This window comes from Pseudomonas sp. HAR-UPW-AIA-41 (assembly GCF_002304225.1).
In the GTDB taxonomy this organism is placed as follows: Bacteria; Pseudomonadota; Gammaproteobacteria; order Pseudomonadales; family Pseudomonadaceae; genus Aquipseudomonas.
Window position 1 is genome coordinate 594683 of record NZ_NSLB01000001.1, and the last position, 22370, is coordinate 617052.

A 22370-nucleotide genomic window follows, 5' to 3' on the forward strand; every position below is an offset into this window, starting at 1 on the left:
CCTTTTAGCATGCAGGTATCCATGAGCTTACTCGATCAATGGTTTGTCGATTCCGCAAGCGAAGGCATGCAGGTTTTCGGTCAGCACGAGCCGGTGTTGGTGTTGCTGTCTGTCGTGGTCGCCGTTCTGACTTCGGCTATGGCCCTGCAACTGGCCGGTGTGGCTCGGGTGAGTCAGAACCGCTTTCATCGCCAACTGGCAATAGCCACCGGGGCCGTGGCGCTTGGCGGTGGGGTCTGGTCTATGCACTTCATCGGCATGCTGGCCTTCCAGCTATGCGCCACGGTGCGTTATGACCCGCTAATCACTTTGGCTTCGGTGTTGCCCAGTCTGTTTGCGTCCTGGGTAGCATTGAGCTTGCTGTCCCAACATCGCCTCAATATCCACCAGTTGGTCGGAGGTGGTGTGCTGGTCGGTGCCGGTATCGGTGCCATGCACTACAGCGGCATGGCGGCGATGCAGATGGCACCATTGCTGCGTTATGACCCCTGGATGTTTGCTCTATCGATTCTGGTCGCCGTGGTGCTGGCGGTGCTTTCGCTGTGGGTGCGTTTTGGCTTGCGCCAGCACTTCAGTAAAGGCCAAGCACTGTCGCTGGCAGCCCTGGTCATGGGGCTGGCGATCAGTGGTATGCACTACACCGGCATGGCTGCTGCTCGCTTTGTCGGCATGGAGGAGTTCAGCCAGGCGCGAAGTGTCGAGGGCAGCTTCTATCTTGCCCTCGCGGTGGCGATGGCCACCCTGGCACTCAGTATGCTGGTGGCGGCAGTTAATGGCCTGTTGCGCTACCGAGACCTGTATCGTCAGATGCAGGGCAGCCAGAGCCGGATGGCGGCGGTGTTGGATACGGCTGTCGACGGCATCATCACCATTGACGAGCGTGGTCAGATACTCGCCGTCAATCCCTCAGTCGAGCGGCTGTTCGGTTGGGGGAGTGAGGAGCTGCTCGGGCAGAATATCCGCATGCTGATGCCGGAGCCTCACCGCAGCCAGCATGATGGTTACCTGAGTCATTTCAAGGAGACGGGTGACGCGCGGATCATCGGGGTGGGCCGCGAGGTTGAGGGACTGCATAAAGACGGTCGGCATTTGCCCATGCGCCTGGCTATCGGCCGTGCCGAGTTGCCGGGACAGGTGCTCTACATAGGCTTTATCACCGATATCAGTCAGCGTCGCGAAATGGAGCAGGCATTGCGCGTTAGCGAGCAGCAGTACCGGTCACTGATCGGCAATATTCCAGGCGTGGCTTTTCGTTGCTTGCTGGATGATGACTGGAGCATGTTGTTTATCAGTGATGCCGTTGCCGTATTGACCGGCTGGCCTGCTCAGGATTTTGTGGCACGCAGCAAGTCGTTTGCTGAGTTGTATCACCCAGATGATCTGCAGCCAGTGGCTGAGCAGGTGCGTTGTGCCATCAACGAGCGCCGCAGCTACACGGTCGAGTACCGCATTATCGATCGATTCGGTCAGGAGCACTGGATCTGGGAAAGTGGCAGTGCTGTCTGTGACGAATTGGGCAATCCACGCTGGATTGATGGTGTCCTGCTGGATCAGACTGAAAGCAAGCAGCGCAATGCTGAATATGAGGGCAAGGTCACGGCTATCAGCAAGGCCATGGCTTTGGTCGAGTATGACCTCGAGGGCCACTTGCTCACCGCCAATGAGAATTTCCTGGAGCTCTTTGGCTATCAGCTCGATGAGGTTGTAGGTCATCATCACTCGCTGTTCTGCGATCCTGCAGATGTTGCTGGTCAGGAGTACAGCGCTTTCTGGGACGGCCTGCGCAGTGGCAGTTTCCGGCAGGGGGAGTACCGGCGATTGGCCAAGGATGGTCGCGAGGTGTGGATTCAGGCTACCTATAACCCGATCCTCAATCTCGATGGCAAACCCTTCAAAGTGGTCAAATTGGCTACTGACCTGACCCCTCGTCGCCTTATGGAGCTTGAGTTGCGTATGGCGCGTGACCGGGCCGAGCAGGCAGCGGCTGCGCGCAGCAGCTTTCTGGCCAATATGAGCCATGAGATCCGTACACCCATGAACGCTATTATCGGATTCACGGAGCTCTTGCTGGACACTGCTCTGGAGGACGGCCAGCGGCGCCATCTGCGTACGGTTCAGCAAGCCTCGCGATCACTGCTTGGGCTGCTGAATGACATTCTCGATACCGCCAAGCTTGATCGTGGCGCGATAGAACTGGAAACCCTCGATTTTTCGCTCCGCGAGCTGTGTGAGCAGGTTTGTGATACTCAGCGGCTGACTGCCGAGCGAAAGGGTATCTCACTGCATTTCGAGTACCCCGAAAACCTGGATGAACATTTCAAAGGCGACCCACTAAGGCTCCAGCAGGTGTTGAGTAACCTGCTGGGCAATGCCGTGAAGTTTACGGAACAGGGTGAAGTGAGACTGCAGATATCCGGCACGCCGGGAGCTCTGCGTTTCACGGTGCATGACACAGGTATCGGGATCGCGCCTGACCGATTGGAACGGATCTTCGATCCGTTTGCCCAGGCTGATGCGTCAATGAGTCGTCGTTTTGGCGGTACCGGCTTGGGAACCACTATTTCACGGCAACTGGTGGAGCTGATGGGAGGGCGGATTCTGGTTGAGAGTCAGCTCGGTATTGGTAGCCGCTTTATCGTGGAGTTGCCATTGCCTGCCGGAGAGGGTGCCGTGCGGCAGCGAGAGCGGCGCCAGGTTCCCCGATTGCCACCTTTGCGGATTCTGGCGGCAGACGATGTAGCGCAAAACCTTGAGTTACTGGTGCTGAATCTGGAACGCTTTGGCCATCGGCTGGTCACTGTTACCGATGGCAGCGAGGCTGTTGAGGTATTTACCCGCGAAACGTTCGATCTGGTTCTGATGGATGTACAGATGCCTGGTATGGATGGCCTGGAGGCCAGTCGGCGTATACGTGAGTGGGAAAAGACACAGCAGAGACCGCCGATACCTATCATTGCCCTTACTGCCAGCGTGCTCGATCGTGATCGTCAGGAAGCACTGGATGCCGGTATGAACGGGTTTGCAAGTAAACCTTTGGAAATGCCAGCCCTGCTAGCTGAGATGGCGGGGGTGCTTGGCGGCGCACGAGGATCGGTCGCAGCGGCGTCGCAGACGGGGCGTGCTAACGGTCTATTCGACTGGACGGCGGGTTCGCGTTTGTGGGGTGGCCCTCTGCAGATGGCTGCAGCAATCGCACGGTTTCTGGCTACACAGTCGGCTTCAGAAACGTTGCGCACTGCTTTGCTTGAGCAAGACCTGGAGGCACTGGTAGCAGAGGCACACAGACTGCGCGGTGTTGCTGCCAATATGGGGTTGGTGCAGTTGAGCCATACTGCATTTGCTCTTGAGCAGGCTGCACATGCCGGAACGCTTGAGCGTTGTGACGAGTTGATCGGCCAGTGGACTGAGGCTTTTGAGGCGGTTCGAGTAGCGTTGCCACTTCAGCCAGAGGTCCAGCTAAAGGTTGTGACCCAGGTAGATCCACAACAACTGCGAGCGGCATTAGATGCACTCATCGCTGAGCTGGAGCGGGGGGCAATTGATGAAGCGGCGTTGTATCAATTGGAGCAGGGGATACAACTGGCAGGGGCGCCAATGCGAGAGGTGCGCCAGGCAGTCGACGATTTTGACTTTGAGCAGGCGCTTGAGTATTTGCAGGGCCTACGCCAGCAGTTAGAGCAGGAGAGTGGTGAGTGACACAAACTCAAGCCAAGGATGCTCGTCAGCAGTTGTTGGTGGTGGATGATGAGCCCGCCAATTTGCAGGTGCTGCGACATATCTTGCAGGATGACTATCAGTTGCTTTTCGCTAAAGACGGAGCCAAAGCGCTAGAGCTTGCTGCGCGCGAAAAGCCAGACCTGATTCTGCTGGATGTCATGATGCCGGGTATGACTGGTTACGAGGTGTGCGAGCAGCTCAAAAGCACTCCGGCGACAGCTGCTATTCCTGTGATTTTTGTGACGGCGCTGGCGGATGTCGATGATGAGGCCCATGGATTTGCAGTAGGCGCAGTCGACTACATCACCAAGCCTGTCAGTCCTGCAATTGTTCGTGCCCGGGTGCGTACTCACTTGTCGCTGGTGCGGGTGGAAGAATTGCGTGAGACCCGTTTGCAGATCGTTCAGCGTCTTGGAATGGCAGCTGAGTTCAAGGATAACGAGACGGGCCTGCACGTGATCCGCATGAGCCACTTCTCTCAGGTGCTGGCGCGGGCCGCCGGATTCAGTGAGCGTGATGCCGAGGAGCTGCTCAACGCCGCACCCATGCACGATGTTGGCAAAATCGGCATTCCCGACGTGGTGCTGCGTAAGCCCGGCAAACTCGATGACGCCGAGTGGGCGGTGATGCGCACCCATCCGCAGATCGGTGCGGACATCATCGGCCAGCACCCCGGCGGCTTGCTGCGCATGGCCCACGACATTGCCCTGACCCATCACGAAAAATGGGATGGCAGCGGTTACCCGCGTGGCCTCAAGGGCGAGGAGATCCCCATCGAGGGGCGCATCGTGGCAATTGCCGATGTGTTCGACGCACTGACCAGCGAGCGCCCGTACAAGGCGGCCTGGCCGGTGGAGAAGGCGGTGCAGCTGCTGCGCGACGAGTGCGGGCGGCATTTCGATCCGCAACTGGTCGAGTTGTTCATCGCCGAGCTGCCCACCATTCTGGAAATTCGTCAGCGCTGGGCCGAGCAGCAGTCCGGAGTCTTAACCGAGGCTGCTGATTAGCTGGGTGCCATGCAGCAGGTTGTCGGCCAGCGGGCAGCGTTGCTCTATCTCTTTCAGTAATGCCCGTTTGCCGGCCTGATCGAGGTCGGCATCAATGCTCACCTGAATGCGCAGAGCCTGAAAGCCCGGACGCACCTGTGGGTTGCGGCCGAGCAAGCCATCCGGGTCGTAGTCGCCTTCGATGGCGAACTGCATGCCGCGCAGTTCGAAGCGCTGCTGGTGGGCAATGAAGCGGCCTATGGTGCCGAAGCAGCCAGCCAGGGCGGCGAGGATTAGCTCCAGTGGCGTCGGGCCAAGCCCGCTGCCGCCGGCTCCCTTGGGCTGGTCCATGATGATCTCTCGCTCACCACTGGTAATGCGGATGCACATATCGCTTCCCATGCCGCCTTGCGCATGTAAGGTCTTAAGTGCCATGTCAGATGTCCGTCTTGCAGGTTTTGATGCCTAGCAGGGTGTATGCAGGACACCAGTTGAGCAGTCCAGTGGCCAGAGGCACTACACCGATCAGCCCCCACCAGCCTATGAGGCCAGAGGCCCCCAGACCGAGAAGAGCGATACCGGCGGAAATCCTTAGCAGCTTATCGGTTTTGCCTACGTTGCATTGCATGGTGATCGCTCCGCGATGGTGTTGAGTGAATGCAGCTTAGGGGTGGCTCAAAGGAGGCGGTTTGATATGAGTCAATGCTTTTCAATATACAGGTGGGGGTATATTGAAATGCCTTGTCATCTATCTGTCATGCCTTGGTCATAGGCTCGTCGTCGTTCATTCCAAGGAGAGCATCATGCAAGCATTCAAAGTCTTCACCCTGATGGCCATCAGTCTGGTCAGTACACCTCTTTTGGCTGAAGTGCAGGTTCAGGGCGAGGTTGAGTATGGGATTTTCCAGAGTCAGGTTAAGGACTTCGAACCGGGGCAGCGGGTGCTAACCAACCAGCAGCAGAAGATCGAGGCGACCCAAGTGATCCCGGCCAAGCTCGGCACGAAGTTCGGCCTGCGCTATCAGTTGGCTGGCAAGCGCAAGGGCGATCAGCCGCTGACCCTGCTTTATCTCACCCCTGGCGTTGTAACACCGGATGGCCAGCGCCATGACAAGTTCGTGGTTCAGCAGGAGATGGCCGAGGCAGCCGTTGCTGATGTGATGGCGTACGAGTTCAGCGAGCACTACGAGGTAGTACCGGGTGAGTGGCGCTTTCTGGTTTTCCAGGGGGATCGGAAGCTGGTTGAGCAGAGTTTCTTGGTTCGCTAACCGGATGGCTATTCGGTCATTTCTGCTTGTTTAAGCACTTTCGTGCTAATTCTTGCTTGACTCATTAGTCATTGATTGGCAAAACTCTGTTACACAGCAGGTACTATAGTGCTAATTTCTACCTGCTCTGCGTAACCTGCGGGCCCTAGGGTCCGCAGCCGAGAAAAAACAAAAAAGCGTCTGCTAGGGCGCACCAATCTTGGCTTAGGAGTAGAAAATGACAAAGCAGGTGCGATTGCCCGCCCTGTTCTGCAGACCGTTGCAGGCAGGAGCTTTGCTGGGAGTGTTGCCACTGCTGATCGCCAGCCATGTGCAGGCGGTTGAGCTCAGTTTGATGGACGGACAGGTCGAGGGTTCGCTCGACACCACCTTGTCCTATGGCACGCTGTGGCGTGTGCAGGGGCGTGACGACACCGGCGACATCAACGCCGATGATGGTAACCGTAACTTCGAGACTGGTCTGGTTTCGGAGGTCTATAAGGTTACATCGGACTTGGCGCTCAACTACCAGAACTATGGCGCTTTTGTGCGTGGTACTGCGTATTACGACACGCAGATCATGGACAAGCGTAACGACTATTACAGTCTTTCTGACTCGCTGGGGCGACCCAGTCAGGCCTATCCAAACGACAATCATTTCACTGATGAGACACGTGACGTAGCGGGTAGCAACGTCGAGTTGCTTGACGCTTACGTTTTTGGGAATTGGGACATCGGTGATATGCCGTTGTCAGCCAAGGTCGGACGTCAGGTGATCAACTGGGGGGAGGGTGTTTTCTATCGCGGTGGGGTCAACACCATAAACCCGGTAGATGCAGCAAAGTTCCACTTGCCTGGTTCTGAACTTAAGGAAGTGCTGATGCCGTTGGAGGCATTCAGTTTCAACCTCGGCTTGACCGAAAATCTTTCTATGGAAGCTTTCTACCAGTGGACATGGGAGGAGACGCGTCTGGATCCGGTCGGTACCTTCTTCTCGGGGACGGATCTTTTTGCCGACGGCGGCAACACTGCTTACACCACAACCACCGATCCTCAGCTGCAGGCGATACTTGGAGCTCATCAGCTTGCTGTGCAAGCCGGGGCTGTTGGTAACGGCCCCAACGGGCCAAACGCGTACGTTGATCCTGCAGGTGGCGTATTCAAAGTTGCCAATATCGGCAAGGATCTTTCCGCTAGCGATGATGGGCAGTTCGGCCTTTCTCTCCGTTACTTGGCCGAAGGACTCAACTCGACTGAGTTTGGGCTTTATTTTGTCAACTACCACTCCAAAGAGCCCCAGGTGGCGGTTGACCTGACGCAGTATCAGGGCGTGGATGTAATGGGGCTAGTCATGGGGGGATTTGGTCTTGCCGGCCCGGGTATTGCCACGATCGACATGGCCAGCAATGCTCAGGCGAGGCGTCGATATGTCGAAGATATCCGCATGTATGGGTTCAGCTTCAACACCACGGTGGGTGATGCTTCCTTCTCCGGCGAAGTTGCTTATCGGCCCAATGCGCCGGTGGCGATTGCTGCCACCGATGACATTTTGGCCGATCTACTGACCCCAGGTGTACTAGGTGTCAGTCAGGTGGCTAACAGCGCTGTTCCAGCCAATCTTGCCTGCTCGCCAGTAGCTGGCAAGCAACTCTGTCGTGGCAGCATCTTCGACAACTATGAGCGCGCGGAGATGTTCAATGTCTCGCTGTCCTCCATCTACAACTTCGGTCCACGGCTGAGCTTCGACTCACTCTACGGTGTAGTCGAGGTGGCATCGCAGCATATTCGCGGCAGCAGCCTGAAATACACATCCTGGGATGGGCAGGAAAGAGTCTTCACCAGTGCCGCCGATAAAGCCTACGTCAATGATGCAGGCGATGACTGGCAGGTCGATCGTGACAGCTACGGCTACACCCTGCTGCTGTCGGGCAGCTGGAACGACGTATTTGCAGGCGTGCAGCTGTCGCCATTCTTCGTCTTCCAGCATGACTTCCAGGGTAATTCAGACCGGGTCGGCAACTTCATCGAGAACAACAAAGCCTTCACCGTGGGGATGGATGCGCTGTACCTGAACAGTTTCCAGGTCGGCCTGCAGTACACCCAGTACGACGATGGCAACAGCGGCTCCTATGACCGCGACAACATCTCGCTGACCGGCAAGTATTCGTTCTGATCAACCGGCCCGGTCTGGCGCCGGGCTGAGTTTTGCTCTGGAGTTTTCGCTATGCGTCCATCTCTTTCGTTGCTTGCGGTTGCCTTGTGGCTGACCGTTCCTGTTGCCGCACAGGCGGCCGTATCTGCCAGTCAGGCCGATGCGCTCAAAACCACGCTGACCCCGCTGGGTGGTGAGCGTGCCGGCAATGCTGCCGGCACTATCCCGGCCTGGACGGGCGGCCTGACCAAGGCTCCGGCCGGTTATCAGGGCCCAGGCAAGCGGCATGTCGATCCCTATGCTGGCGACAAGCCGTTGTTCAGTATCACCAAGGCCAATCTGGAGCAGTATCGCGCCAACCTTACCGATGGCCAGATTGCCCTGCTCAAGTCTTACCCGGACAGTTTCAGCATGCCGGTCTACCCGACCCGGCGCAGTGCTGCGGCGCCACAGTGGGTGTATGACAACACCTACAAGAATGCCACCACGGCCAAGCTGCTCGATGGCGGTAACGGGATCAGCGATGCCTACGGCGGCACGCCTTTCCCGATTCCGCAAAGTGGCGTAGAGGCGGTGTGGAACCACATCACCCGCTATCGCGGTAGCTACCTGGTGCGTCGCTCTTCCGAGGCCGGGGTACAGAAGAACGGCGCCTACGCCCTGGTTACCTCGAAGAACGAGGCCAAGTTCCGTTTCTATGACCCTCAGGGCAGCTATGCCACGCTGAACAACCAGCTCTTCTACTACCTGACCTTCACCACGGCGCCGGCGCGTTTGGCGGGTGAGGGCGCGCTGGTTCACGAGATGCTTGACCAAGTGAAAGAGCCGCGTCAGGCCTGGGGCTACAGCCCGGGTCAGCGTCGCGTGCGACGTGCGCCAACGCTGGCCTATGACACGCCGATCGAGGCCACCGATGGCCTGCGTACGGCCGATGACACCGACATGTACAACGGTGCCCCGGATCGTTATGACTGGACCCTGGTCGGCAAAAAGGAACTCTTCATTCCCTACAACAACTACCAGCTGACCAGTGCCGAGGTGAAGTACAAGGACCTGCTTACCCCAGGCCACATCAATCCCAAGTACACCCGTTACGAGCTGCACCGGGTGTGGGTGGTCGAGGGCAAGCTCAAGCCCGGTGCGCGACATATCTATTCCAAGCGTCGTCTGTATCTGGACGAGGACAGCTGGAGTGCGGCGGTGGTTGACCAGTACGACGGTCGTGGCGAGCTGTGGCGGGTGTCGATGGCCTACCTGAAGACCTTCTACGAAGTGCCGACGGTCTGGACTGGCCTGGATACCTTCCACGACCTGCAGGCGCGTCGTTATGGCGTACAGTGGCTGGATAACGAAGAGAACAGTACGGTCGACTTCAGTCAGCCCGCGCCCGATGACAGCAACTTCAGCCCCTCGGCCCTGCGCCGCAAGGCAGGTCGCTGAGTTAGTCGCTTGGTAAATGAAAACGGCGCCCGCAGGCGCCGTTTTTTATTGCCTGGCAGTTCAGGCCGTCCAGCGCTTGAGAATCAGGGTGGCGTTGGTGCCCCCGAAACCAAAGCTGTTGCTCATCACGGTATTGAGCTGCACGTTTTCACGAGTCTGCTGCACCACCGGCAGATCGGCCACTTCCGGGTCCAGTTCCTCGATATTGGCGGAGCCGGCGATGAAATTGCCTTCCATCATCAGCAGGCAGTAGATGGCTTCCTGTACGCCGGCTGCGCCGAGCGAGTGGCCGGAAAGGCTCTTGGTCGAGCTGAGTGGCGGCGCCTTGTCACCAAACACTTCGCGTACTGCCCGGCCTTCGGCGGCGTCACCGACCGGCGTGGAGGTGCCATGGGTGTTGAGGTAGTCGATCGGGGTGTCGACGGTGGCCAGCGCCTGCTGCATGCAGCGCACAGCGCCTTCGCCGCTCGGGGCAACCATGTCGTAGCCGTCGCTGGTGGCACCATAGCCGACGATTTCGGCGTAGATCTTGGCGCCACGGGCGAGGGCGTGTTCCAGTTCCTCGACCACCACCATGCCACCACCGCCGGCGATGACAAAACCGTCACGCTTGGCGTCGTAGGCGCGCGAGGCCTTTTCCGGGGTCTCGTTGTACTGGGTGGAGAGGGCACCCATGGCATCGAACAGGCAGCTCTGGCTCCAGTGCTCTTCCTCGCCGCCGCCGGCAAAGACGATGTCCTGCTTGCCCATCTGGATCTGTTCCCAGGCGTGGCCAATGCAGTGCGCGCTGGTGGCGCAGGCCGAGGAGATCGAGTAGTTCACGCCCTTGATCTGGAAGGGGGTGGCCAGACAGGCCGATACCGTGCTGCCCATGGTGCGCGGCACGCGGTATGGGCCGATGCGCTTGACGCCCTTCTCGCGCAGGGTGTCGATGGCTTCCATCTGGTTGAGTGTCGAAGCACCACCGGAGCCAGCCACCAGGCCGGTGCGCGGGTTGGAAATCTGTGCTTCGGTCAGGCCGGCATCACTGATTGCCTGCTGCATCGACAGGTAGGCATAGGCAGCCGCGTCGCCCATGAAGCGCAGGACCTTGCGGTCGATCAGCTCTTCCAGGTTGAGTTGCACCGAGCCGGAAACCTGACTGCGCAACCCCATCTCGGCATAGGCCGGGTTGAAGCGGATGCCGCTCTTGCTGGCACGCAGGTTGGCGCTAACGGTGTCCTTATCGGTGCCTAGGCAGGAAACAATACCCAGGCCAGTGATGACGGCGCGACGCATGGTGGAGTCCTTCAATCAGAAACTGTCGGTGGAGGTGAACAGGCCGACTCGCAGGCCTTCGGCACTGTAGATCTCGCGGCCATCGACGCTGACGGTGCCATCGGCGATGCCGAGGATCAGCGAGCGGTTGATGGTGCGCTTGATGTGAATGGTGTAGGTGAGCTTCTTGGCGGTCGGCAGGACCTGGCCGAAGAACTTCACTTCGCCCGAACCCAGGGCGCGGCCACGGCCGGGGTTGCCTTGCCAACCGAGATAGAAACCGACCAGTTGCCACATGGCATCCAGACCCAGGCAGCCGGGCATGACCGGATCACCCTCGAAGTGGCAGGCAAAGAACCACAGGTCCGGATTGATATCGAGCTCGGCGATGATCTCGCCCTTGCCGTACTTGCCGCCCGTGTCACTGATATGGGTAATGCGGTCCATCATCAGCATGTTGGGTGCCGGCAGTTGTGCGTTGCCCGGGCCGAACAGTTCGCCGCGACCACAGGCCAGCAGTTCTTCCCGGGTGTAGGCGTTCTTCTTGCTCATGCATGCTCCTCAAAGGTCCCTGTCTCAGGGCTGGGCCAATCATCCTGCGGCCGCACAGCGGGTCTGTGTGCCGTCAGCCTAGTCGTAGACTGTTGCGTTGTGGTTAAAGTCACACTACTGCGCACACGTGTTCACACTTTACCTACAAGCTGACGCACTGTGCGGTTTGCGCCTACTCGCCAAAGGTCGGGGGTGCCTGCCAGGCATTGGCCTCATTGGTGTTGACCCGCTGACGCAGCCAGCGCTCCAGCAGGTGTTGCAGGTCCAGACGCTTGAAGGGTTTTGCCAGATAGTCGTCCATACCCGCACGCAAGCAGAGTTCCCGATCACCTTGCAGGGCATTGGCGGTCAGTGCAATGACTGGAATCAAGCGACCCTGTGGGAGTTGGCGAATACGTCTGGTGGCCTCGTAACCGTCCATATGTGGCAATCGGCAATCCATGAGGATCAGATCAAAATGCATATCGCTGACCGCTTGCACAGCAATGGCGCCATCACCTGCCAGGTGTACGCGATAGCCGAGGCTGCGCAGCATGGCCTCGATCACGGTTTGGTTGACCGGGTTATCTTCGACCAGAAGCACCAGCTCGCCAGCGCCTTGGGACTGCTGTTGGGCATTACGCCTGTCGACTCGGGTGTGGCGTGGTACGAAGGGAAGGGGGATCTCCAGGGTGAAAATAGAGCCCTCATCGCTGCTTTCTGCTCGTAGAGTCCCTCCCATTCGTTCTGCAAGGGTTCGGGCAATCGGCAGTCCCAGGCCCGTTCCGCCGTAGCGCCGGGAAATCGAGTTGTCTGCCTGCTGGAAGGCGTCGAACATATGTTCCAGACGTTCGGCGGGAATACCGATGCCACTGTCGTGAACGGCGCAGGTAAACCATAGCACCTGAGCATCCAGAGCCTGCCAGTTGGCCACGACGCGGATACCACCCTGCTCGGTGAACTTCAGGGCATTGCCGATCAGATTCACCAGAATCTGCCGGATGCGTGTCGGATCACCCTGGGTTTCCATGCTTTCCAGCCCGGGCTGGATCTCCAGACTCAGGCTGAGGTGGCGCTGCTGGGCACTGTGCAGGAAGACCTGCACCGAGCTTTGCAGCAGGTCGCCCAGGTCAAAGGCAATGCGCTCCAGCTCCAGCGCATCACGTTCGATGCGCGAGAAGTCGAGGATGTCGTTGATCACCTTGAGCAGGTGTTCGGTGGACTCGGTAGCCAGCGCCGTGTACTCGGCCTGCTCACTGGTCATCTCGGTGGTTTCCAGCAGCTGCAGCATGCCCAGTACGCCGTTCATCGGCGTGCGCAGCTCATGGCTCATCATGGCGAGGAATTCGGACTTGGCGCGGTTGGCCTGCTCGGCTTCCTCGCGCGCCAGGGTCAGTTGTTCGATGGCTTGGTTCTGTTCGCGGCTGGCTGTCTCCAGCGCGCTGGCCAAGGCGTTGATATGGCGTGCCAGGGTGCCCAGCTCCCCATCATCGTTCACTGGCAGCTCCTGGCCATAGTCGCCACTCTGCAGCGAGTGCACGGCTGCACCCATGGCGGCAATCGGCCGCGACAGGCTCATGGCCAGCCGACGGGCGAGGAGAAAGGTCAGCAGCAGAGCAAGCAGGCCAATGGCGCCGGCTTTCGCCAGGATTTCCTGTTGGCGGCTGTTGAAGTCGTCACTGGAAATACCGACCACTACCCGCCCGAGCGTGGAGGCCTGATTGCCCATGACGGCGGCTTGGAAAACCTGCAGTTGATCGTTGCTGGCAGGCTGGGCCTGTTCAACATAAACCAGCAGGCTGTTCTCTGTATCGCGCACCTCAAGAAAACGTACCTTGGAAGTTTCCAGGGTGGCCTGTAACAGCTCGCGTAGCTGCTCCAGGTTATTGTTTTGCAGGGCATATTCGCTTGCCGGTGCCAGCTGGTTGGCAATCAGTTGGCCGGTCTGGTTGATCTCAGTGCGCAGGTCATGCAGGCGCGTGTAGGTGAAAAAGGCGGTGAGAATTAGCGTCAGCAACAGCGCAGGGCCAAGACTGATCAACTGGGTGCGGACGTGGATGTCGCCCTGATTGAGCAGCTTCACGGCGTGACAGCTCCCAGGCAGGCGTGGCAATGCGGCAGGCAGCGGGCAGGCTGAAGCATGGCAAATCCGATCCATCGGGCAGGTTTTTGCATGTTAACCGACCTGACTGTATTTGCCAGCTGGCTAGGTAGTGTGTGGAAGTGGCTGTGCTGGGATGGCAACGTATAATGCCCTGCATGGATTGACTGCTGGTCAGGCATGCTGACCGAAGATGGAACCCTTATGACAGAACAATTTTCGCGTGGCGTAGAGCCGATTGGCGTGCTGGGTGGCGGTAGCTTCGGTACCGCTCTGGCCAACCTGATGGCCGAGAATGGCTTACCTGTTCTGCAATGGATGCGCGATCCGGAACAGGTGGCCGCCATTGAGCAGACCCGCGAGAACCCTCGCTACCTCAAGGGCATCAAGGTGCATGCCGGGGTTACGCCCACGGCCGACCTGGCGCGCGTGCTGGACAGTTGCGAATTGCTGCTGGTGGCGATTCCCTCCAGCGCCCTGCGCAAGGTCCTGCAGCCAGTGGCGGCGCAACTGGCCGGCAAGTTTCTGGTCAGTACCACCAAGGGTATCGAGGCCGACAGCTTCCTGCTGATGAGTCAGATCATCGAGTCGATTGCCCCCGAAGCGCGCATCGGGGTGATTTCCGGGCCGAACCTGGCACGTGAGATTGCCGAGCATGCGCTCACGGCCACCGTGGTGGCCAGCGAGGATGAAGAACTCTGCCGGCGCGTGCAGAAAGCTCTGCATGGCCCGCGTTTTCGTGTCTATGCCAGTCGCGACCGTTTCGGCGCTGAGCTTGGCGGGGCACTAAAGAATGTCTACGCGATCATGGCCGGCATGGCTGCGGCGCTGGGTATGGGCGAGAACACCAAGAGCATGCTGATTACCCGGGCGCTGGCAGAAATGACCCGCTTTGCCGTCAAGCTCGGGGCCAACCCAATGACCTTTCTCGGCCTGTCGGGCGTTGGCGATCTGATCGTCACCTGTTCGTCCCCCAAGAGTCGCAACTATCAGGTGGGCTTTGCTCTCGGCCAGGGGCTGAGTCTGGATGAGGCGGTGTCGCGCTTGGGTGAGGTGGCCGAAGGTGTCAATACCCTGCGTGTGCTCAAGGCACGCGCAGAGTCGCTGCAGGTCTATATGCCGCTGGTCAGCGGCCTTCATGCCATCCTGTTCGAAGGCCGTACCTTGCAGCAGGTCATTGGCCTGCTGATGAGCGGTGAGCCGAAGACGGATGTGGATTTCATCACGGCAGACGATTTCTAAGAACCTGTTCTGGACTGACAGTTTCTAACCTGTGGAGGTGTGTATGAGCGAGCCGGAAAAGCAACTCGAACGTGAATCGATGGGGCTGCGAATTGTCTGGATGCTGGTGTATGTCGTGGTCTGGCAACTGGCGGAAATTCTGCTCGGCGCAGTGGTGCTGTTGCAGCTGGGTTACCGCATTTTCTACGGCGCGCCGAGTGCTGCGCTGCTCGGCTTTGGTGACAGCCTGAGCCAGTACCTGGCCCAGATCGGCCGTTTCGGTACCTTCAACAGTGACGAAAAACCCTGGCCGTTTGCCGACTGGCCGGTGCCTGCCGCCCCGCAGGGGGAAGCTCCCCATGTGATCGAGCCGGCACCGCACCCGGTACGTGACGAAGAGCCCAAGCTGTGAAACTCTGGCTGCTGCGTCACGGTGAGGCAGAACCCCATGCCGCCAGTGATGCGCAGCGTCGGTTGACCGAGCGCGGCATCCGTGAGGTTCGCCAGAGCGCTGAGCAACTGTGTGGCGCCGGCGTGCAGCGGGTTCTGGTCAGCCCTTACCGGCGGGCTCAGGAAACCGCGCAGCTGGTGATGCAGGTGACGGGGCTAGATTGCCCGTTGGTGACGGTCGACTGGCTGACCCCGGACAGCGATCCGCAGTGGGTGATCAATCAGTTTGATGACAGCGCCGAGGTCCTGCTGCTGGTAGCTCACCAGCCGCTGCTGGGTGAGCTGGCCGGCTTGCTGCTGCATGGCCATCGCGGCGACCCGCAGTCGTTTCGTACCGCTGGCCTGCTGGCGCTGCAGGGGCCGGCTGCCATGGCCGGGTTGATGGAGCGCGGTCGCGACTAAACGTTGACCATTCAAACGTCGTTCATTGTTGCGGCAGTGGATCAATGCGTTGCCATTTGTAAGCGCCGGCAACCTTTCGGTGCTTTCCATCTTTCCTGTATGTGCAGGAAAACTTCTTTCTTATCAAATGCCTAACCTGTAAGTCCGGCGGACGTCTGGCCATTGCGCGGTATTTGATTGGCCGATTTGTGCTGGCCTGGGCACTTGCCAGTCACTCTCTGTCCGTGGAATAGTCAAACCAAGCAAGTGCTTGGTAGTTCCCGATAAAAACGACAAAGGGAGAGTGCCCCGTGGTTACTGCTGTCCGTTTACCGCTGGATTGGTTTTACGAGCGCGAAGCGCAACATCCGAACAAGCGTTACCTTGTCCAGCCCATGAGCGGCGGGCAGCTGCAGGAGCTGACCTGGGGCGAGGTCGGCGAGCAGGCACGGCGCGCGGCCAACTGGCTGCGCGCGCTGGAGCTGCCGCAGGGCAGTCGCGTGGCAATCATCTCGAAGAACTGTGCGCACTGGATCATTGCCGACCTGGCGATCTGGATGGCCGGGTATGTGTCGGTGCCGCTGTACCCCAATCTCACCGCCGAATCGGTGCGCCAGGTGTTGGAGCATGCCGAGGTGCAGGTGGCTTTCATCGGCAAGCTTGATGAATGGCCAGCCATGGCCCCAGGTGTGGGCGAGCATATCCGGACTGTAGCGTTGCCGCTTCATCCGCACGGGCGCTTCAACGCCATGTGGGATGAACTCCAGGAAGGTTCGCCGATTCAGGACAGCCCGCGGCCCGGGGCTGATCAACTGGCCACCATCATCTACACCTCCGGCACCACCGGCATGCCCAAGGGCGTGATGCACAACTTCAGCAACTTCGGCTTTGCCGCCAGTCATGCCATCGAGCTGTTTGGTGTGGGACCGGAGGATCGTCTGCTGTCCTATCTGCCGCTGTGCCATGTGGCCGAGCGGATGTTTGTCGAGATGGCTTCAATTTACGCCGGTCAGACCATTTTCTTTGCCGAAAGCCTGGATACCTTCCTGCACGATCTCAAACGTGCCCGGCCTACCGTATTCTTCGCCGTTCCGCGTATCTGGACCAAGTTTCAGATGGGGGTGCTGGCCAAGATGCCGGCCAAGCGTCTTGATTTTCTACTGGGCCTGCCGCTGTTGGGCAAGTTGCTAGGGCGAAAGGTGTTAGCCGGGTTGGGCCTGGATGCGGTGAAGTTCGCCTTGTCCGGGGCTGCGCCAGTGCCTAAGGAGTTGCTCAACTGGTATCGCCGCCTGGGTCTTGAACTGCAGGAGGTGTACGGCATGACCGAGAACTGTGGGTATTCGCATGTCTGCCGTCCTGGTCAATACCGTGAAGGCTGGATCGGGCAGAATTGCCCGGGGGTCGAGGTGCGCATCAGCGAGCAGGGTGAGGTATTGGTTCGCAGTGGTTCGACAATGCAGGGCTACTACAAGGAGCCAGAGAAAACCGCCGATACGCTGACTGTCGATGGCTTCCTGCGCACGGGCGACAAGGGGGAGCAGGATGCCGAGGGTAACCTTCGCCTGACTGGGCGGATCAAGGAAATCTTCAAAACCACCAAAGGCAAGTACGTGGCACCGGCGCCCATCGAGAACAAGCTGGCCGTGCACGACCGCATCGAGCAAGTCTGTGTGGTTGGCGATGGCCTGCCGCAGCCGCTGGCACTGTGCGTGCTGTCCGAGGTTGGCCGTAGCGAGGCCGGCAGCCATGCCCGTGAGGTACTGGAAACGAGCCTCAAACGTTTGCTGAGCGAGGTCAATGCCGAGCTGGACCAGCATGAGCAGCTGCAGCGCATTGTTCTGGTCAAGGATATTTGGGCGGTGGAGAACGGTTTCCTGACACCGACACTGAAGATCAAGCGCAATGTGATTGAGGGCGCCTACGGCGAGCGATTCCAGCAGTGGGCTGAAAATCGTGATCCGTTGCACTGGCACGACGAGGAGCACGCATGAGCATCTGGCAGCGGACTCCCGACTTGGCAGCGCTCAACGCCACGCTCAAGGGGAATATCGGCGAGTTGCTGGATATCCGTTTCGACGACTTCGGGGATGACTGGCTGAGTGCCAGCATGGTAGTTGACAAGCGGACACACCAGCCCTACGGCATTCTCCATGGTGGGGCCTCGGTGGTACTTGCCGAGACTCTCGGCTCCACTGCCAGTTACCTGTGCATCGACAGCAGCCGCTATTACTGCGTCGGGCTGGAGGTCAACGCCAACCATCTGCGCAGTCTGCGTGATGGCCGGGTCAGCGCCGTTGCACGCCCGGTGCATCTTGGGCGTACCACCCATGTATGGGACCTGCGCCTGTGTGGTGAAGATGGCAAGGCCAGCTGCATAAGCCGGCTGACCATGGCCATCGTGCCGCTCGGCGAGCGGGCGCCAGACTGACCATGCGTGCGGCGGCAGTCCGGCCATTCGTCCGGCTGCTGCCGATTGCCGCTGCCCGGGTCCTGCCGGACAATGCCTGCTTTCAGTCCATGAAGCCTGTCGCATGAGCTCACCGATTTTCTTCGCCCACGCCAACGGCTTTCCCAGCGCCACCTACGGCAAGCTGCTTGATGCGTTGAGTCCGGACTACAGCGTGCTGCATCTGGAGCAGCACGCCCACGATCCGCGCTTTCCGGTGGATGACAACTGGGACAATCTGGTCGAGGAACTGCTGACCCACCTGCGCGAACTGCAGCAGCCCGTGTGGGGTGTCGGACACTCGCTGGGTGGCGTGTTGCACTACCACGCGGCATTGCGTCACCCCGAACTCTATCGCGGCGTGGTGATGCTCGACTCGCCCGTGCTCACCCGTCTCGATCAGTGGGTGATTCGTCTGGCCAAGGGATTTGGCCTGATCGATCGCATCACCCCGGCAGGCCGTACCCTCGGACGTCGCGAGCAGTTTGCCGATGCGGCCGAGGCGCGTGCCTACTTTGCCGGCAAGACCCTGTTCAAGCGCTTTGATCCCGCTTGTCTGGACGCCTATGTGCAGCATGCACTGGTGGCTGATGGCGAGCAGGGGCTGCGTCTGAAGTTCGATCCGAACACCGAAATCAGCATCTACCGCAGTGTGCCGCACCGCAGTCCGGGGCGGCCGCAGCAGGTCGAACTGCCGCTGGCGGTGGTGCGCGGTCAGCATAGCCAGGTGGTGTTGCCGCACCATGCCCGCTCGGTACGCAAGATGGCGCGCGGCGAGTCCCATGCCTTGCCCGGCGGCCACATGTTCCCGCTGGAACGCCCGGAACAGACTGCAGAGCTGCTCAAGGGCCTGCTGCAGCGATGGCAAAATGAGGAGCAGCAGCCATGACAATGCAGATCGAGGAAGTCCGTTTCAACCTGCCACATATCGAGCTGGCCGCCCACCTCTATGGGCCGGCCGATGGCCTGCCGGTGATTGCCTTGCATGGCTGGCTGGATAACGCCGCCAGTTTCAGTCATCTGGCGCCCCTCTTGCCGGGCCTGCGTATTGTGGCACTGGATCAGGCCGGACATGGTCACTCCTCGCATCGTGCGCCGGGCTGCGGTTATCAGCTGTGGGATTACGCGCTGGATGTGCTGCAGGTGGCTGATCAGTTGGGCTGGCAGCAATTTGCCTTGCTCGGTCATTCTCTGGGCGCCATTGTCTCGCTGCTGCTGGCCGGTGCCGTGCCCGAGCGCATCAGCCGTCTGGCGCTGATCGACGGGTTGATTCCCTACACCGGCGAGGCCGCCCAGGCACCGCAGAAACTCGGTGAAGCCCTGCGCGCGCAGCTGGCTCTTTCCGGCAAGCAGAAGCCGGTGTATGCCGAGGTCGAACAGGCGGTCCGGGCGCGTATGAAGGGCGTGGGTTCTGTATCCCATGAGGCGGCCTCCCTGCTGGCACAGCGGGGGCTGATGCCGGTTGCCGGTGGTTACACCTGGCGCACCGACAGTCGCCTGACCCTGCCATCGCCACTGCGCCTGACCCGTGCCCATGCCATGGCGTTCCTCGATGCCGTGCAGTGTCCGCTGAGCCTGGTGCTGGCGGAGCAGGGCATGCTGCTGGTGGAGCCGCGGTTTACCGAGGTGCTGGAAGGCCGGCCGTTCAGCGTGCATCGTCTGCCCGGTGGGCATCATCTGCATCTGGACAGCGTCGCGGGTGCCCAGGCCGTCGCAGACTGTTTCAATCCGTTCTTCGCCGGGCCTTGACGGCACGCCGGCGAGTGCCGACCCTCTCTGGTATTCGCTGGCATGCGCCAGCCCCGGAGACTGCCTGATGATCGAGCTCTACACCGCCGCCACCCCCAATGGCCAGAAAATTTCCATCGCTCTGGAAGAGCTTGGCCTGCCGTACCGAGTGCATGCCTTGTCCTTCGACAGGAAGGAGCAGAAGGCTCCCGAGTACCTGAAGATCAACCCCAACGGGCGCATTCCGGCGATCGTTGATACCGAGAATGAAGATTTTGCCGTGTTCGAATCCGGCGCCATCCTGCTCTACCTGGCGGAGAAGACCGGCCGGCTGATGCCGGCCGATGTCAAGGGCCGCTCCACGGTGATCCAGTGGTTGATGTTCCAGATGGGCGGGGTCGGGCCGATGCAGGGCCAGGCCAACGTGTTCTTCCGCTATTTCCCGGAAAAACTGCAGGGCGCCATCGACCGCTACCAGAATGAAACCCGCCGTCTGTACGAGGTGCTCGACACTCGTTTGGGCGAGGTCGAATACCTGGCCGGCGACTACAGCATTGCCGATATCGCCACCTACCCCTGGGTGCGTATTCACGACTGGTCGGGGGTGTCCGTGGAAGGCCTTCCCCATCTGCAGCGCTGGATGGCGTCGCTGGCGGCACGGCCGGCGGTTCAGCGCGGGCTGCAAGTGCCGCAGCGCGAGCCGGATGCGGCAGCGGTGATCAAATCCGCACAATCCATGCTGGCGCGCTAAGTGAGTCCTTGATGCCGTATTTGTTGCTGATCCTGCTGCTGTTGTCCCCTTTGCTGCGCGCCGAGCAGGGCATCTTCCCGGTGCCGGCGCCGGCCCATGCCCGCCTGATCGCACAGGATGATATGGCCGAGGCCGAACGCTTCTATCCGATGTCGGCTCTGCGCCGCATCAGCAATCAGGCCCGCGCCGAGCTGCGCCTGGAGGTTGACGGGCAGTTGGCCCGGCAGACGTACCAGTTGGCCAGCGGGCATCTTGCCCAGCCGGCCTTTGCCCAGGTGCGCAAGACACTGCAGACAGACGCTGATCTGTTGTTCTGGTGCGAGGGGCGCGACTGCGGCGCCAGCACCCTGTGGGCCAACGCGGTATTTGACCGCGCCGACCTGTCGGCGCCGGACGATCAGCAGCTGTTCGGCCTTTGGCGTGTGAAGGCACAGCCCGAGACCGTCCTTGCCGTGTATGCGGTGAACCGCGCCAATCGTCGCTCGTACCTGCATGTCGAACAGTTGCACAGTGAAAGCTCTCTGGCCGAGTTGCTGCCGACAGCCGCCACCTGGCTGCGTCAGTTGCGCGAGGATGGCGAGCTGCAATTGCCGGCGTCGGCCATGGCACCGGTCGAGCCCTGGCTGGCCTTGCTGGTGCGTACCCTGCGTCTGGACAGCACCCTGCGTGTGGCCCTGCAGGGCGAGCAGGGCGAAGCCTGGCAGGCCGCTCTGGTGGGCGCAGGCATCCGGGCTCAGCGTCTGAGTGTTGCGGCCGCGACCGAGGCCGGTGCGGGTCTGCGTTTGCAGCGACAGTAAGTAGCGCACCCTTTCACCGGCATGAGCCTGTTACCCTAACGGGGCGTTCCTTTCCCGGTTTGTAGAGATTGTCTGCACATGTTCAATACCGATCGTCTGCTGATGCAGATCCTGCTTCTGGCCCTGCTGGCCGCCTGCCTACTGGTACTGGCGCCATTCTGGTCAGCGCTGTTCTGGGCGGCGGTACTGGCCTTTGCCAGCTGGCCGCTGATGCGTTTGCTGACCAGCGCGCTGAACGGGCGGATCAACCTGGCGGCGGCGTTGTTGACGGCCGGCTGGATGCTTTTGGTGGCCGGCCCGCTGGTGTGGCTGGGCTTTAACCTGGCTGACCATGTGCAAAAGCTGGTGGCCCTGCTGCAGGGGTTTCAGGTAGACGGCTTGCCCGATGCGCCAGAGTGGCTGGACGACCTGCCGCTGATTGGTCCGCGTTTGGCCAGTCTGTGGAATACCGTGGATGTGCAGGGTGCAGCCATGCTGGCCAATGCGCGTCCGTACCTGGGGCAGATCGGCAACTGGCTGCTGGCGCGCAGTGCCCAGCTCGGTGGCGGCATGCTGGAACTGACCCTGAGCCTGGTTCTGGTGTTCTTTTTCTACCGCGATGGCCCGCTGATGGCGGACAAGGTGCGTCGCGGTCTGGAAAGGCTGATCGGCGTGCGCGCCGAGCATTACCAGAACCTGGTGGCCGGCACCGTGCAGCGGGTGGTCAATGGCGTGATCGGTACGGCCGCGGCGCAAGCCCTGCTGGCGCTGGTCGGCTTTCTCATTGTCGGCGTGCCGGGCGCGGTGGTGCTGGCCCTGCTGGTCTTCGCCCTCAGTCTGATTCCCATGGGGCCGCCGCTGGTGTGGGCGCCGGTCACTGCCTGGCTGGTTTACCGCGGTGACTACGGTCTGGCGGTGTTCCTCGGCATCTGGGGTACTTTCATCATCAGCGGCGTGGACAACGTACTCAAACCCTACCTGATCAGCCGCGGCGGCAACCTTCCGCTGGTAGTGGTGCTGCTCGGCGTGTTTGGCGGCATTCTCGCCTTCGGCTTCATGGGCCTGTTCCTCGGCCCGACGCTGCTGGCGGTGGCCTACAGCCTGATCGGCGACTGGATTGAACAGCCCACGCGCGAGCAAAGCGCGCTACCGCCTGCGGAGTGACGCGCGGATAGCACGAACCAAT

At 60.3% G+C, this 22370-nt stretch carries 20 protein-coding genes; 15 read left to right on the top strand and 5 right to left on the bottom strand.

Annotation, left to right across the window (positions count from 1 at the left end):
- Positions 1 to 21 precede the first annotated feature (21 nt).
- Together CK486_RS02730 and CK486_RS02735 are read left to right on the top strand one after the other, a co-directional pair.
- Positions 22 to 3696: a PAS domain S-box protein gene (locus CK486_RS02730; RefSeq protein WP_095938733.1), complete on the top strand. Its 3675-nt coding sequence runs from the start codon at positions 22 to 24 to the stop codon at positions 3694 to 3696.
- Positions 3693 to 4724, top strand: coding sequence for a two-component system response regulator (locus CK486_RS02735; RefSeq protein ID WP_095938734.1), 1032 nt, complete (start codon positions 3693 to 3695; stop codon positions 4722 to 4724). Before CK486_RS02730 ends, CK486_RS02735 begins: the two co-directional genes overlap by 4 nt.
- On the opposite strand, the gene CK486_RS02740 is transcribed toward CK486_RS02735, so the two are convergent.
- Together CK486_RS02740 and CK486_RS02745 are read right to left on the bottom strand one after the other, a co-directional pair.
- Complete coding sequence (locus CK486_RS02740) at positions 4704 to 5138, bottom strand: OsmC family protein (RefSeq protein ID WP_095938735.1); 435 nt, start codon at positions 5136 to 5138, stop codon at positions 4704 to 4706. The two genes, CK486_RS02735 and CK486_RS02740, sit on opposite strands and share 21 nt — an antisense overlap.
- Before the next feature lies 1 nt (position 5139).
- Positions 5140 to 5331 (bottom strand): DUF2892 domain-containing protein, encoded by a 192-nt coding sequence (locus tag CK486_RS02745; RefSeq protein WP_095938736.1) that lies wholly within the window; start codon positions 5329 to 5331, stop codon positions 5140 to 5142.
- A 175-nt stretch (positions 5332 to 5506) separates the two neighbouring features.
- On the opposite strand from CK486_RS02745, the gene CK486_RS02750 reads away from it, so the two are divergent.
- The 3 genes from CK486_RS02750 (at position 5507) to CK486_RS02760 (ending at position 9542) form a co-directional block, all read left to right on the top strand.
- A complete protein-coding gene (locus CK486_RS02750; protein ID WP_095938737.1) occupies positions 5507 to 5971 on the top strand; it encodes a DUF3859 domain-containing protein in 465 nt (154 codons plus the stop codon).
- Between the two features lie 217 nt (positions 5972 to 6188).
- On the top strand, positions 6189 to 8123 hold the full coding sequence (locus CK486_RS02755) for a DUF1302 domain-containing protein (RefSeq protein WP_095938738.1): 1935 nt from the start codon (positions 6189 to 6191) through the stop codon (positions 8121 to 8123).
- A 51-nt stretch (positions 8124 to 8174) separates the two neighbouring features.
- Positions 8175 to 9542, top strand: a complete 1368-nt coding sequence (locus CK486_RS02760; protein WP_095938739.1) for a DUF1329 domain-containing protein — start codon at positions 8175 to 8177, stop codon at positions 9540 to 9542.
- Between the two features lie 60 nt (positions 9543 to 9602).
- Here the strand turns inward: CK486_RS02760 and fabB are convergent, their stop codons facing one another.
- The 3 genes from fabB to CK486_RS02775 all read right to left on the bottom strand — a co-directional run bounded on the left by fabB (position 9603) and on the right by CK486_RS02775 (position 13413).
- Positions 9603 to 10820: a beta-ketoacyl-ACP synthase I gene (fabB, locus tag CK486_RS02765; RefSeq protein WP_095938740.1), complete on the bottom strand. Its 1218-nt coding sequence runs from the start codon at positions 10818 to 10820 to the stop codon at positions 9603 to 9605.
- Between the two features lie 15 nt (positions 10821 to 10835).
- The gene (gene fabA, locus CK486_RS02770; protein ID WP_095938741.1) at positions 10836 to 11351 is read right to left on the bottom strand and encodes a 3-hydroxyacyl-[acyl-carrier-protein] dehydratase FabA; all 516 of its coding nucleotides are present in this window, start codon (positions 11349 to 11351) and stop codon (positions 10836 to 10838) included.
- Positions 11352 to 11523: 172 nt separating this feature from the next.
- Positions 11524 to 13413 (bottom strand): response regulator, encoded by a 1890-nt coding sequence (locus tag CK486_RS02775; protein ID WP_256574345.1) that lies wholly within the window; start codon positions 13411 to 13413, stop codon positions 11524 to 11526.
- 222 nt (positions 13414 to 13635) lie between these two features.
- Between CK486_RS02775 and CK486_RS02780 the strand changes: the two genes are divergently transcribed.
- The 10 genes from CK486_RS02780 (at position 13636) to CK486_RS02825 (ending at position 22348) form a co-directional block, all read left to right on the top strand.
- Complete coding sequence (locus tag CK486_RS02780; protein ID WP_095938743.1) at positions 13636 to 14673, top strand: NAD(P)H-dependent glycerol-3-phosphate dehydrogenase; 1038 nt, start codon at positions 13636 to 13638, stop codon at positions 14671 to 14673.
- 43 nt (positions 14674 to 14716) lie between these two features.
- Positions 14717 to 15064, top strand: coding sequence for a DUF4389 domain-containing protein (locus CK486_RS02785; RefSeq protein ID WP_095938744.1), 348 nt, complete (start codon positions 14717 to 14719; stop codon positions 15062 to 15064).
- Entirely contained in the window at positions 15061 to 15504 is a 444-nt protein-coding gene (gene sixA / locus CK486_RS02790) for a phosphohistidine phosphatase SixA (RefSeq protein ID WP_095938745.1), read from the top strand. Before CK486_RS02785 ends, sixA begins: the two co-directional genes overlap by 4 nt.
- 290 nt (positions 15505 to 15794) lie before the next feature.
- Positions 15795 to 17474: an AMP-binding protein gene (locus tag CK486_RS02795; protein WP_095938746.1), complete on the top strand. Its 1680-nt coding sequence runs from the start codon at positions 15795 to 15797 to the stop codon at positions 17472 to 17474.
- Complete coding sequence (locus tag CK486_RS02800; protein ID WP_095938747.1) at positions 17471 to 17911, top strand: hotdog fold thioesterase; 441 nt, start codon at positions 17471 to 17473, stop codon at positions 17909 to 17911. The genes CK486_RS02795 and CK486_RS02800 overlap by 4 nt, the downstream gene beginning before the upstream one ends.
- Before the next feature lie 103 nt (positions 17912 to 18014).
- Positions 18015 to 18818 (top strand): alpha/beta fold hydrolase, encoded by an 804-nt coding sequence (locus tag CK486_RS02805; RefSeq protein ID WP_095938748.1) that lies wholly within the window; start codon positions 18015 to 18017, stop codon positions 18816 to 18818.
- Positions 18815 to 19678 (top strand): alpha/beta fold hydrolase, encoded by an 864-nt coding sequence (locus CK486_RS02810; RefSeq protein WP_095938749.1) that lies wholly within the window; start codon positions 18815 to 18817, stop codon positions 19676 to 19678. The genes CK486_RS02805 and CK486_RS02810 overlap by 4 nt, the downstream gene beginning before the upstream one ends.
- Positions 19679 to 19745: 67 nt before the next feature.
- Positions 19746 to 20408, top strand: coding sequence for a glutathione S-transferase family protein (locus CK486_RS02815; RefSeq protein WP_095938750.1), 663 nt, complete (start codon positions 19746 to 19748; stop codon positions 20406 to 20408).
- An 11-nt stretch (positions 20409 to 20419) separates the two neighbouring features.
- Positions 20420 to 21205 (top strand): DUF4892 domain-containing protein, encoded by a 786-nt coding sequence (locus CK486_RS02820; RefSeq protein ID WP_095938751.1) that lies wholly within the window; start codon positions 20420 to 20422, stop codon positions 21203 to 21205.
- Positions 21206 to 21283: 78 nt separating this feature from the next.
- Positions 21284 to 22348: an AI-2E family transporter gene (locus CK486_RS02825; protein ID WP_095938752.1), complete on the top strand. Its 1065-nt coding sequence runs from the start codon at positions 21284 to 21286 to the stop codon at positions 22346 to 22348.
- Positions 22349 to 22370: the final 22 nt, after the last annotated feature.